The sequence below is a fragment of the Photobacterium chitinilyticum genome (genome assembly GCF_004104355.1).
GTDB classification, from domain to species: domain Bacteria; phylum Pseudomonadota; class Gammaproteobacteria; order Enterobacterales; family Vibrionaceae; genus Photobacterium; species Photobacterium chitinilyticum.
The window spans coordinates 1,051,693-1,064,007 of sequence record NZ_RJLM01000001.1 but is presented as its reverse complement, the minus strand read 5'-3'; the positions used below and the strand labels follow the sequence as shown (position 1 = coordinate 1,064,007).

Here is a 12,315-nt window from a genome sequence, read left to right as displayed (position 1 = left end):
GTTTTTGACTGTGTAGTTTGCTCTAAAATCGCTTATTGTGTTTTGCGATTACTACTGACCAGCTTTAAGCTTCTGGTAGTATTCTTCGTAGAGCGTATTAGCCGTACCTACACTGTTCTGCCACTCACCTGCATCCAGAACTTCTTGAGGTGGGTAGATGTTTGTGTCGTTAACAAACTCTGCTGGCAGCAGTTTTTTCGCTGAAGCGACAGGGGTCGGGTAGCCAATTTCTTGAGCGACTTTCGCTGCATTTTCAGGACGCAGTAGGAAGTCGATCATCTTGTGGGCTGCATCAACGTTTTTAGCTCCTGCTGGAATCGATAGGCTGTCCATCCAGAAGATCGCACCTTCTTTTGGCCATACGATTTCGATAGCTGCACCTTCTTGGCGAGCCATGTAAGCAGAACCGTTCCACAGCATACCCAGAGAAGTTTCGCCAGCCATGTATGGGTTGGCAGGGTAGTCTGAATTGAACACCAATACGTTCGGCATCAGTTTTTTCAACTCTTCGTATGCGGCTTTTATCTCTTCAGGCTTTTGCGTGTTGGCTGAGTAGCCAAGTTTGCGAAGTGCAATGTGGAAGAACTCGCGAGCATCATCCATCATCATCAGCTGGCCTTCCCACTTGGGATCCCAGAAATCACTCCAAGAACTGACTTCGGCTTTGTCCATCATTTCGGTATTCACCCCGATACCGGTTGCACCCCAGATATAAGGGATCGAGTAGTCATTGCTTGGATCAAATGGTTTTTGTAGGAAGTTCGGATCTAGCTCATCAAAGTTTGACAGCTTGGAGCGATCAATTTTATTCAGCATTCCCTCGTCACGCATCTTAGATACGTAATAAGTTGAAGGAACAACTAGGTCATAGCCTTCGCCATGGGTTTTTAGCTTAGCGTACATGGTTTCGTTCGACTCATAGGTCGAATAAATTACCTTAATACCCGTTTCTTTCGTGAACTGTTCCAATACTTCGCTTGGGATGTATTCAGACCAATTGTAGAAATACAGCTCTTCATCTGCAGCAGTTGCAATATTTGAGAACATTGCCATTGCGCAGACACCACCGGCCATTAAAGAAGACCATTTTTTCATTTTGTTGTGCTCCTAACTATCAGGATGTGTCGAGAGTTATCTCTAGCGAATGCACTAAACAACGTGTACACCTTTAATCAATTAAGGGCATATTACTGTTTGGTACTAACCGCTTCTCCTACATGTAAAAAGAAATCAAATGTACTCCAGGGAGCCATCTTTATTCATTTATATATGGTTATAAACAGGGGAATTAAAAGGAGATTATAGCAGATGGGGTAGTGATAAAGGCAACCAAATATTACCTGGTTGCCTTGGATGTGGAATTACTGAGCAGCTTTAAGCTCTAGGAAGTAATTTTCGTAGCAAATATTCATTTCACTGACAGCATCCTGCCATTCACCGCAGACCTGTCATCGCTATCACATGGGGGATGGAGTAGTCGTTGTTAGGGTCAAAAGGCTTGTCCAGATAATTCTTATCAAGCTGTTGGATATGAGTTAGATTTGATTTGTCGATTGATAAAAAACAAGTGATTAATCGGCTGACTAATCACTTGCAGTATCAGGCCCAAGGCCAATTAAAAAACTGATTTAAATTATTTTATCTTTTCTCTGGCTAGCAGCTGCGAGCATATAACCAAGAACAGAGACACAATAAGCATAATTGTAGCAAGCGCATTCACTTCTGGTGAAATACCGACTTTTACCATTGAATAAATCTTCAATGGCAGGATTTCGTACGCAGGCCCTGTTACAAAGGAGCTAACAATCACATCATCCAAAGACAAGGTGAAGCTGAGCAGCCAGCCGGCTGCGACCGCTGGTTTTGCTAGCGGCAGAATAATTTGCTTCAGGATCACCCACTCACTGGCGCCAAGATCGCGTGCAGCTTCTAGCATCTTCACATCAAAGCCTTTCAAACGGCTGTACACAGTAACAACCACGAAAGGCAGGCAGAATGTGATGTGAGAAAGTAGCAGCGTCAGGAAGCCCAATTCCGTACCGACCAGGATAAACAATGCTAGTAGCGAGATCGCCATGACAATATCTGGTGACATCATAACCACAAACAGCATGCCGTTGACAAAATGCTTGCCCCGAAATTGGTAGCGGAATAAGGCTACTGCGGTCAGGCTTCCGATAATGGCTGCTGCAGTAGAAGAAAATACCGCAATATTGAGCGAGTGCCAGGCTGCCTGCATCAAGCTGTCATTATTGACCAAATGTTCATACCACTTGGTCGTAAAGCCGCCCCATTTCATACCAAACTTACTGGCATTAAAGGAGTTCACGATCAGAATAATAATTGGTGTATACAGGAAGGCATACACCACAGTCATCAGGCTGAGTTTAAACACGCGTCCCATTATTCCAGTTCCACTTTTCGGTTAAGCAACTTACCTGCTCGATAGTAGGCATATAACATTACAGCCATCGCCATGGTCAGAGCGATACTCGTCGCAGCGCCGAATGGCCAGTCTCGAGCATTGAGTACCTGACTCTTAATCACATTACCAATCAATAGGTTCTTTGCGCCGCCCAGCAGGTCGGAGACATAGAACATGCCAAGTGCAGGCAGCAATACCAGCAGACAGCCAGCGATAATTCCCGGCATGGTCAGCGGGATGATTACTTTCATAAACGTCTGTAGCTTATTGGCGCCAAGATCACGCGCGGCTTCGATATAGGTGTGATCGAGCTTTTCTATTGCCGAGTAGAGCGGCAGTACCATAAACGGTAGCAGAATATAGACCAGTCCAACCATTACCGCATACTCGGTGTACATAATGCGGATTGGTTTGTCGATAATGTCCAGGTAGAGCAGGGCATTATTGAAAACGCCGCGAGTACCCAGCATGATCTTCAGACCATAGGTTCGGATCAGGGAATTGGTCCAAAAAGGAACAATTACCAGAAATAGCATAAACGGACGCCATTTCTCCGGCATTTTGGCAATCGCGTAAGCAAATGGATAGCCGATGACCAGGCAAAGCAAGGTAGCCACCAGCGCCATATAGAACGAGTGCAGCATGACTTTGGCGTAAAGGGGATCGACTAACCGAATATAATTATCGAACGTAAACGTCATTTCGATCAGGTTCGCATCATCGCGGGTCAGAAAACTGGTGCCGATAATCATCAGGTTGGGTATAAATACAAACAGCAACAGCCAACTAACGATAACAGTGATGATGATGTTCTGAAGATTAAGCTTCTTGTTCATCTGCAAGTACCACTTCCCAACTTTCCACCCAGGTAACCGCGACTTTTTGGTCTAGCGAATGATCAACATCAGGATCATCTTCATTGAAGAATTCGCTAACCATCACAGACGTGCCAGATTCCAGCTCAACAACTGAATCTAATGTCATCCCTTTATAGGTACGATCGCGCACATAACCGATAATGCCATTTGCCGTTTCGCCATTATTGATTTCTTCAAGGCGGATATCTTCCGGGCGCAGTAATACTTTAACCTTGTCACCATTGTTTACCGGCAGTTTGCAATGCAGAAGAGACGAACGACCTTCGACATTAGCTAAAATACGTTGCTCGTCCAGACGCTCTTTCACCGTCGCATCAAAGACATTAATCTCGCCAATAAAACGCGCGACAAACAGGTTTTTTGGCTCTTCGTAGATTTCACGAGGTGAGCCGTCTTGCTCGATATTTCCATCACGCATAACAATAATACGATCAGACATCGACAGGGCTTCTTCCTGATCGTGAGTCACGAAGATAAAAGTGATCCCCAGTTTGCGCTGTAGCTGCTTGAGCTCGATTTGCATTTGTTTGCGTAACTTGTAATCAAGAGCAGACAAAGACTCATCAAGCAACAGCACTTTTGGCTTGTTGACAACAGCACGGGCAATCGCCACTCGTTGTTGCTGGCCACCTGAAAGCTGATGGGGTTTGCGAGAGGCAAAACTCTCTAGCTGCACCATACATAGTGCTTCCATTACTCGAGGTTCGATTTCACTCTCGGCAACTTTCTGCATACGTAAACCAAACGCAACATTGTCGAACACTGTCATATGCGGGAAAAGTGCATAGCTTTGAAATACAGTATTGACGTGGCGGTGCTCGGCTGGGATCTCGGTAACGTCTTTATCGGCAATAATCACCTGGCCAGCATCTGCATTTTCAAAACCGGCAATAAGGCGCAATACAGTTGTTTTACCGCAGCCCGAAGGACCAAGGATAGTCAGGAACTCACCATCGTTAACGTTCAGATCGAGACCAGTGATGATTTGCTTTCCATCAAAACTCTTGCTCAGCCCTGTCAGCTGAATCACTGGTTTTCTAGTTGTTTGTGCAGCGTTCAATTCTACGTTATCTCCACCTAGGGGGTTCACGTTGTCACCCCAACATAAAGGCTAATTTTAGGAGGCGCATAATAGACCTCTAACTTGGTAAATTAAAGCGTTTTTTCATGGTTTTTTTGCTATATATTGGGCCTTCAATTTTTGAGTGAGCAATGATTAGATTTAGCATTGCCAAAAATTGGATTTTGTCCCATAAAACAATGACCATAACTTGCCAGTAACTCATTGTCGCGTTGACAAATATCGCGGTTTATTTTTTTGCCTTGTGGGGTTGCTCAATAACTATAGCGGGTTTGAATGTAGCGTAATGCTTGTGAAGGACTTGATTGGGCTGCGATATGAGTTTAACCGTTTAAAATTTCAGTGTTTTTCATAAATGTTAAACATTTTATCCTCACTTCGATTTTTATATGCTGGCCAGCTAGCGTACAATCACGGCTCTATGATTACAGATTCGTTGATGAAAACAGAATGAATAACAAAACTTTCCATGTCGGTGGCTCGATTGATAAAGCCATGAAGGGTGATACTGAACTTCAAGCTTTCGCAGTACTTCAGGAAGCCTGGAAGGTAACGGGCAAGAATTTCATATCTTTTCTCCCTGCCATCATTGGTCTTTTTCTGGCGCAGGTAGCGCTGTTGATGATTGGTTTGCAGGTACAGCTCGGTGATGCCGCACTTTTCTTTGATGCAATCATCACCGGTGGCGAAATCTCTGCAGATGTCGTGCAGGCTGGATACATGGCGAACTTTTGGTCAGATGTCTTGAGTGCACCGCTGTATGTAGGTGTCAGCCTTATGGCGCTGAACCATGCGGTTGGCCTGCCAACCAAACCAAGCCACCTTATTAAAGGTTTTCCGTTCGCATTGGTTTCTGTTGTCACCATGTTGCTGACGTCTTCATTGCAAGGTGTCGGAAATGCTCTTTTTCCGTTGGTTGGTTTGTTCCTGTCTATGGGCTTTAGCATGGCTATTATTCTCGTGTGCGAGAAACGTATAACGCCGCTTAAGGCGATTCAGTATTCATTGGTAGCGACAGTGAAGAAGATCATGCCGATGACGGCCATTTATCTCGCTGTGCTTATTCTGTTCTTCATTTCCTTCGCGACTGCCGGTATTGGCTTGATTTGGACGATTCCGTTCTTCTTCAATGTTAAAGGGATCATCTATCGTAACCTGTTCGGCATTACCTTGCAGGTAACAAACGTGAAGAAAGGCAGCGATGACGACAACTCGACAAAGGATGACTCTAAGGTTTTTGACGCGTGATAAAAACAACAAAAAAACTTGCGCTATTGGCGCTGTTCACCGGCTTGGCAGCTTGTGGTGAAACACCATCGAAGAATGAATTTATTGAAGGGATTGACGACACGGAAATTAAGGCTGCATTTTCATCAAAGCCTGATTTTCGAGCGATTAAAGATGTAAATGAGAAGAAAGCGACTTTCTTTAATTTTTTAAGACCTGCCGTTGAACATGAAAACAAGCGTATTGAGCGAGAACGACAGTTTTTGCTGGCTGTTCAGTCGAAGCTTGAATCTGGCGAGAAACCAGATAGCGAAGAGGGCGAGTACGCAGTCAAGTTAGGCAAGATGTACCAAATTGCGCTTGAACGAGACAGTGCTACTGATAATGCCATCAATATCGACGAGAAGTGGCTTGGCAATATGTTGAAGCGAGTCGATGTATTACCCGAAGCCCTTGTATTGAGCCAGGCAGCCAATGAATCGGGGTGGGGAACATCACGCTTTGCTGTTGAAGGTAATAACTATTTTGGTCAATGGTGTTATCGTGCGGGTTGCGGTTTAGTGCCGGCATCTCGAACAGAAGGTGCCTCCCATGAAGTGGCCGTTTTTGATTCTGCCTATTTGTCGGTACAAGCTTACTTTATGAATGTGAATCGAAATCGTGCTTATGCTGATTTACGTGATATTCGGGCCGCACAGCGTAGTGCCGGACAGCTGATTGAAGGCACAAAGCTTGCTGAAGGACTAAGCCGCTATTCAGAACGTGGTCATGCGTATGTTGATGAAATACAGGCCATGATCAAACATAACAATAAATATTGGCGCCAAGGATAAAGGATGAAGTTAACCCATTGGCTTTTAGCTGGCATGTTCGCCACAGCATCTGTCTATGCTCAGGACGCTTCTGCCCAAAACATTGAAATGCGTTACAGCTCGCTTTACGGCAAGCTGAAACAGAATGTCAAAGAAGGCCATGATGATGTACGAATTGCCTTTTTCTTGTTAAATCAGGAAAACGGTAATGTTTGTACAATACATAAAGGGTCGATGCGAAAAGAAAAGCATTACGAAGAGTTGGTGATCCCCGAGAATAACGAACTGGTTGTTCCGGTAGATTCTAATCTTCGTCAGGCAAACCCTGATGTGACGTTTGTGATTGACGACGGTATTACTTGCGATCTTTCAATGCAAGTTATTGCCAACAAAGATTATGGTCAGAGTATTAACCAAGCCGAAGTCGCAGCGCTTACCCCGCAGATGGACAATTTGCTGTCGGGTTTAGGTGGTATGTTCTCGAATTGGTTTATGCCGGAAGTCGGTGGGGTTGTCGTCCACTTTGCGAATGATGTGAGTGAGCCTGTTCGCCTTTCTAATGGTAAGACGATTACCGTTAAAGACAGTAAGGTTGTAATTAAGCTTGCAGATCTTACCGAGGGTGAAGAAATCCAATTCCCTCAGCGTGCGGTGAAGGTAACTCCCTGGATTCCGCAAGAAAGTTAACCCTCAAGATAGTTAATTGTTGATTCCGAAATTCATGAACTCATTAAAAATCAGGCTAAAGTACTTTAGCCTGATTTTTTTGCCTATCTAAGCGAAGCATTACGCCGATATCTTCAAGTCCTTTTGCGTTAACCAAAGAAGTGTCTACGACTTCCAGCCGCAAGCGCGTGATACATGATGTCACTGACGTTAGGTTGTCTTTACCACCAACGAAATCAAGAGTTAACTTCGTTAACTGCTCGTCACTGAGTGAAATCTCTTCCTTTACATCTTCTGTACGTCCCGGTGTTTGTACGTCAAATTTACGAATGACGAAACGAAAGACAAAGTAATACAGAACAGCCATAGGTATACCGACAATCACAGCAGCGAAGTAATTAGTTTCAAAAAAATCATGGGCAACACTCGGTTTTTTGCACTCACTGAATACGGTGGCTAATAACAATCATTGGGATAAGAATTGACAGCTGAAAATGTGATTTTGCATATGAAAAGTATGGGGTATAGCGATATAAACCTATACTCATATGTATATTAATTGGCTGTAAAGCAATGTGTGTCTCAATATTGGAATAAATTTATACAATTCACTGAAAAACTGATTCATCGCAATTCATTTTGCTGCAGAGTCCCCGATACTTGCTCGGTACTTCTGAGGCAAGCGTTACATGAATTTCGCCTCATCAATGAATCAGCACTTCTAATCACCAATACTAATGAGTGGGACATGGATAAATTAATTGAGAGATTTCTGCGTTATGTAAGCTTTGAGACTCAATCTAACTCATCAGTCGCCCACTGCCCGAGTACTGAAGGGCAGCGAGTGCTAGCTGAGCAGATAAAACAAGAGCTTATTGAACTTGAGCTTTCTGATGTCGAACTGGATGATAACGGCTATTTGACGGCACGTCTTCCAGCAAACGTTGACCATGATGTGCCTGTTATTGGCTTCATTGCACATATGGATACAGCACCAGATGCATCAGGCAAAAATGTTAAGCCTCAGATTGTTGAAAACTACCAAGGTGGTGATATTGCCCTCGGTATAGGTGATGAGGTGTTATCACCAATTCAGTATCCTGATCTGAACAAGCTTCACGGCCACAATATTATTACTACAGATGGTACAACACTGCTGGGTGCTGATAACAAGGCTGGTATCGCTGAAATCATCACGGCTATTGCTTATCTGAAGGCTAATCCAGAAATTAAACACGGTGAAATCTGCATTGGGTTTACACCTGATGAAGAGATTGGCCGTGGTGCAGATCTCTTCAATGTTGAGAAATTCGGTGCTAAGTGGGCTTATACTATTGATGGCGGTCCTGTTGGTGAGCTGGAGTTCGAAAACTTCAATGCATCATCTGCTGATGTGATTTGTCACGGTGTAAACGTACACCCAGGCACTGCGAAAGATAAGATGATCAATGCGATGAACATCGCGGCACAGTTCCAGTTGATGATGCCTGCAGATGAAACGCCTGAGTGCACCGAAGGCTATGAAGGTTTCTATCACCTGGTTGCGATGGAAGGTGGCGTTGCTCGAACAGAACTGAACTACATCCTTCGAGACTTTGATGGTGAAAGTTTGGAACGTCGTAAAGCCTTTATTCAGGCGAAAGTAGACGAGCTAAATAGCAAGCTGCAAAAAGGTCGTGTTGAGCTGAAGAACACTGACAGTTACCGTAATATGCGTGAAATGGTTGAACCTCATCCGCACGTCATTGAACTTGCTAAAGAGGCAATGATTGAATGTGATGTACAGCCTCTGATTAAACCAATTCGCGGTGGTACAGACGGCGCTCGTTTGTCATTCATGAACTTACCTTGCCCGAATATCTTCACTGGCGGCTATAACTTCCATGGTATTCATGAGTTTATTACTGTTGAAGGTATGGAACAGGCTGTGAAGGTGATTGTTAAAGTGGCAGAGAAGACTGCAGTTCGCTATCAGTAATCGAAGCGAGTAGGGTGCTAAAAAAGTGCACCCTTTGATTACACTGTCTAGTCCTAAAATAAAGCTGGAAGCTTACGCTTTCAGCTTTATTGTTTATGAAGATGTATGAAATATAAGATTATGGGTTCATCTCATACTGGTCTTTGGTTTCGTAGACATAGTTATCCAATACTCGCTGATAGCGTTCATTGTCCACATTTGGTCGTTTAATCATACGTTCACAAATCTTCTGTTGAACCAGCGTTGTGCTAGATTTGGCACTAAGTTGTAGCGCAAATTTAGAAAAATCACGGATGATTGCGTCAAAGATTTGCTCCACAATATCATCATCAAGATTTATCAGCTTGGCTTCTTCCAAGATTAACTGCCCGTATACTACTAGTGTGAATAGTTCTCCCAGATTTAATAGAAAATCGAAGTCTTTTGTCTGCTCCTTGGTGGGCTTACCAAGCAACAATAGGATCTTCAATAATCTGATCTGCTTCTTAAAGATATTCACATTGGGTAAATCGACACCATTATAGATTTCGCGATAATCATGGAAGCGTGTTTTTCCTAATCCTTTGGTTGCCCCTTGATTAAATAAGAAGTCGTCATTGCCTGCCTGGTCCATCTTTGGCGTTTCTGCGAACTTACCGGGCTTAAAGAAATAGTTCCCCATGAATTTCAGAATTAACGCCATGTTGACGTGGACAGTCCCTTCAAGCTTGGGTAGGGCGCGTATATCCCTGACGGCCATCTCGAAGTACATGTTTTTCTCAAAGCCCTTAGCTGCCATTATATCCCACAGTAAGTTCATGACTTCTTCACCTTGGGTGGTCACTTTCATCTTTACCATTGGGGTAAACAACAGGTAGCGCCGGTCATCCGGTCCAGCAACCCGCATATAGTCGATGGCTCGCTGGGCAAATAGTTTCATTGCCGTTAGGCGGGCGTAAGCTTCGGTGAACAACAGTTTGATATGGACAAAATCAGTCACATAGTGATCAAAAAGATACCGGTGAGAAGCGTGATTAATGGCTTCATAGAAGGAGTGGGTGCAGATGCCGATTGATGCCCAGCCAAGATTGAATTTGCCAATATTGACAGTATTTAGTGCCATGTCCCAGGCATCTCGTCCTTTTGCCAGGATATCTTCTTCGCGGATGGGGTAGTCATTAAGGCGGTATTCCGAGACATAGTTTTGAGAGTTAACAACATTTTGAACTAACTCATAATTGTCATGCTGTGAGTCCACGACAAAGAAGACGTATTCGTCGGAATCAGAAAGCTTACCGAAGGTGGAAACGAGAGCCGCCTTATTACCGTTTCCAATGTAGTATTTACTACCGTTGGCACGATAACTGCCATCTTGCTGAGGTGTCAGGAACATATCACTGGCATAGATATCTGCGCCATGTTCTTTTTCTGATAAGCCAAAAGCAAATATTCCCCCTTCATTTAACTTACTGGCGGCTTTCTGTTTGACGTGCTCGTTGTCACTAATCCAGATTGGTCCAAGTCCTAGAATACTAACCTGCCAGGTATACCAGTGAGCAAGCCCGTAAAAGCCAAGTATTTCGTTGAGGGCACAGTTACGGTATGTATCCCAACGAGTATTTTCACTACCATAAGCATCGGGAGTCAGAAAGGTCGCGAATAGTTTTTCTTCCTTCACAAACGACAAAAAATCCGCATACCAAAGGCGCTCGTGATCATCGTTTTTAAGCTTGGCCTTACCGCGTTGTTCAAAAAAGTCGATAGTTTTCTTTACTAATTTTTGTGACTCTTCGTCGAGGTGACCATAACTCTCGGTTTTCGGGTTAAGTAAAACGCCTTGCTTCCTAGCCGGTGAGTGACGCCTGTCTGGCTGCTTCTTAATAAAGAGGTTTTTGGGCAGGTTTAACATTTTCATCGGAGCTCTCCCAGTCGCTGTTAGATTCTGCTTCCTTAAAATATCTATGTTACATAGTGTTAACCTTTATTAAGGGTAAACCAAGGAATGTTCTTTTTCATGAGTAATTACTCTATTGTGGGGGTAGTCACATCTTGATGAATTGTCGTTTTTCAGAACGGAGCGTTCTACTCGCAATATATTTGAAATAGCTTTGTGTATTAATGTACATTTTCACTATAATTGTATATAAATGAATGAGTGATTATTAAGTGAGAGGTGCTTATGAACGCATCCCATGCAACGCAGGGACAGGCTCAGCCAGAGGCTGGTAATACCGTGTTACCTGTCATTTTCAATATTCTCGATAAATGGTCATGCACACAGGCTCAACAGGTGGCTATTCTCGGTTTAACTAGCCGTTCAACACTGAATAAGTACCGTAATCATCCAGAATCAGCCAAGGTTTCGAAGGACTTGTTAGAACGGATGAGTTATATCCTGAATATCCATAAATGTTTGAGGATCATGTTTACCGCCGAAGATAGCGTATATCAATGGGTACAAAAGCCTAACTCTCATCCGTTCTTTGCAGGACGTTCAGCGATGGATATTATGAATCAGGGTAAAGTGGTTGATTTGTATCAGATAGCTTCTCGTCTTAATGCTTGGCGTGGTGGGAAATCGTAGATGAGCTATCCAGTAAAGCACTTTAGCGAACAGCATTGCTATCGCCTGATTCCTTCAAAATATCCGCCAATCAATCTATATGAAGATGTTGCTGAGCCAGGGCAGCTTGAAGCAATATTTGCAGTAGAAGCGATCACAAACCCACGGCTTTCTGAAGAAGTGGGGAATTTTGCCCAGATCCCGCTTGAAGATCGCTTGGTAGGGATCCCGCATTGTAGTTATGTTATGGCGGCTTTTACCCATGTCAGCCCCGATGGCGCTCGCTTCAATACCGCAGACTATGGTGCTTACTATGCGGCGCCGGATGTGAATACTGCGATAAAGGAAACGGTGCATCATATGGAACGGATAATGGGTTATACCCAAGAGCCTGCCCAGGATGTCCAAATGCGTTGTATCGATGCCTGGTTTAATGCGCAGCTAGTCGATCTTACTGAGCAGCAATACCTTGATTTGAATATCTATCATCCGACAAATTACTCCCACTCACAAATGCTTGCTGATGAAGTAAAGGGGCTGAAGGGAGACGGTATTGTTTATCAATCCGTACGCCACCAAGGCCATGATTGCTATGCGCTCTTTAAAGCGAATTTGGTAACGAAGGTTTGTCAGACCAAGCACTTTACGTATAAGTGGAATGGCGTATCAGTGAATTCTGTGTTGGAAATTAATTTAGTGTAGTAGG

12 protein-coding genes and 1 pseudogene are annotated in these 12,315 nt (G+C 43.9%); 6 read left to right on the top strand and 7 right to left on the bottom strand.

The genetic code is table 11. The features are described from left to right. Nucleotides 1–51 precede the first annotated feature (51 nt). The 5 genes and pseudogenes from EDI28_RS04535 to potA all read right to left on the bottom strand — a co-directional run bounded on the left by EDI28_RS04535 (nucleotide 52) and on the right by potA (nucleotide 4,363). Complete coding sequence (locus EDI28_RS04535; protein WP_128782619.1) at nucleotides 52–1,095, bottom strand: extracellular solute-binding protein; 1,044 nt, start codon at nucleotides 1,093–1,095, stop codon at nucleotides 52–54. A 345-nt stretch (nucleotides 1,096–1,440) separates the two neighbouring features. Beyond that, nucleotides 1,441–1,554: pseudogene (gene potD / locus EDI28_RS04530) on the bottom strand (spermidine/putrescine ABC transporter substrate-binding protein PotD); the annotation flags it as partial. Between the two features lie 79 nt (nucleotides 1,555–1,633). Next, nucleotides 1,634–2,404, bottom strand: a complete 771-nt coding sequence (gene potC / locus EDI28_RS04525) for a spermidine/putrescine ABC transporter permease PotC (RefSeq protein WP_128782618.1) — start codon at nucleotides 2,402–2,404, stop codon at nucleotides 1,634–1,636. Next, nucleotides 2,404–3,261 carry a spermidine/putrescine ABC transporter permease PotB gene (gene potB, locus EDI28_RS04520; RefSeq protein ID WP_128782617.1) on the bottom strand — a complete coding sequence of 286 codons (858 nt, stop codon included), beginning with the start codon at nucleotides 3,259–3,261 and terminating at the stop codon, nucleotides 2,404–2,406. The genes potC and potB overlap by 1 nt, the downstream gene beginning before the upstream one ends. Then, the gene (gene potA / locus EDI28_RS04515) at nucleotides 3,245–4,363 is read right to left on the bottom strand and encodes a spermidine/putrescine ABC transporter ATP-binding protein PotA (protein ID WP_128782985.1); all 1,119 of its coding nucleotides are present in this window, start codon (nucleotides 4,361–4,363) and stop codon (nucleotides 3,245–3,247) included. Before potA ends, potB begins: the two co-directional genes overlap by 17 nt. A 471-nt stretch (nucleotides 4,364–4,834) precedes the next feature. On the opposite strand from potA, the gene EDI28_RS04510 reads away from it, so the two are divergent. From EDI28_RS04510 to EDI28_RS04500, 3 genes are read left to right on the top strand one after another with little or no spacing between them, the layout of a single operon-like run. Continuing rightward, nucleotides 4,835–5,632, top strand: coding sequence for a hypothetical protein (locus EDI28_RS04510; protein WP_128782616.1), 798 nt, complete (start codon nucleotides 4,835–4,837; stop codon nucleotides 5,630–5,632). Further along, complete coding sequence (locus EDI28_RS04505) at nucleotides 5,629–6,444, top strand: glucosaminidase domain-containing protein (RefSeq protein WP_128782615.1); 816 nt, start codon at nucleotides 5,629–5,631, stop codon at nucleotides 6,442–6,444. Before EDI28_RS04510 ends, EDI28_RS04505 begins: the two co-directional genes overlap by 4 nt. Before the next feature lie 3 nt (nucleotides 6,445–6,447). Further along, nucleotides 6,448–7,110 carry a DUF2987 domain-containing protein gene (locus EDI28_RS04500; protein ID WP_128782614.1) on the top strand — a complete coding sequence of 221 codons (663 nt, stop codon included), beginning with the start codon at nucleotides 6,448–6,450 and terminating at the stop codon, nucleotides 7,108–7,110. Between the two features lie 55 nt (nucleotides 7,111–7,165). On the opposite strand, the gene EDI28_RS04495 is transcribed toward EDI28_RS04500, so the two are convergent. Then, the gene (locus EDI28_RS04495; protein ID WP_128782613.1) at nucleotides 7,166–7,456 is read right to left on the bottom strand and encodes a PTS transporter subunit EIIB; all 291 of its coding nucleotides are present in this window, start codon (nucleotides 7,454–7,456) and stop codon (nucleotides 7,166–7,168) included. Between the two features lie 381 nt (nucleotides 7,457–7,837). Between EDI28_RS04495 and pepT the strand changes: the two genes are divergently transcribed. Next, complete coding sequence (gene pepT, locus EDI28_RS04490; protein ID WP_128782612.1) at nucleotides 7,838–9,067, top strand: peptidase T; 1,230 nt, start codon at nucleotides 7,838–7,840, stop codon at nucleotides 9,065–9,067. A 118-nt stretch (nucleotides 9,068–9,185) separates the two neighbouring features. Here the strand turns inward: pepT and EDI28_RS04485 are convergent, their stop codons facing one another. Further along, nucleotides 9,186–10,961 carry an acyl-CoA dehydrogenase family protein gene (locus EDI28_RS04485; protein WP_199287362.1) on the bottom strand — a complete coding sequence of 592 codons (1,776 nt, stop codon included), beginning with the start codon at nucleotides 10,959–10,961 and terminating at the stop codon, nucleotides 9,186–9,188. Nucleotides 10,962–11,225: 264 nt separating this feature from the next. Here EDI28_RS04485 and EDI28_RS04480 point away from each other — a divergent pair, with 264 nt between their 5' ends. Together EDI28_RS04480 and EDI28_RS04475 are read left to right on the top strand one after the other, a co-directional pair. Then, nucleotides 11,226–11,630, top strand: a complete 405-nt coding sequence (locus EDI28_RS04480; protein WP_128782611.1) for an MbcA/ParS/Xre antitoxin family protein — start codon at nucleotides 11,226–11,228, stop codon at nucleotides 11,628–11,630. Then, nucleotides 11,631–12,311 carry an RES family NAD+ phosphorylase gene (locus EDI28_RS04475; RefSeq protein WP_128782610.1) on the top strand — a complete coding sequence of 227 codons (681 nt, stop codon included), beginning with the start codon at nucleotides 11,631–11,633 and terminating at the stop codon, nucleotides 12,309–12,311. The last annotated feature ends 4 nt before the right edge of the window (nucleotides 12,312–12,315 follow it).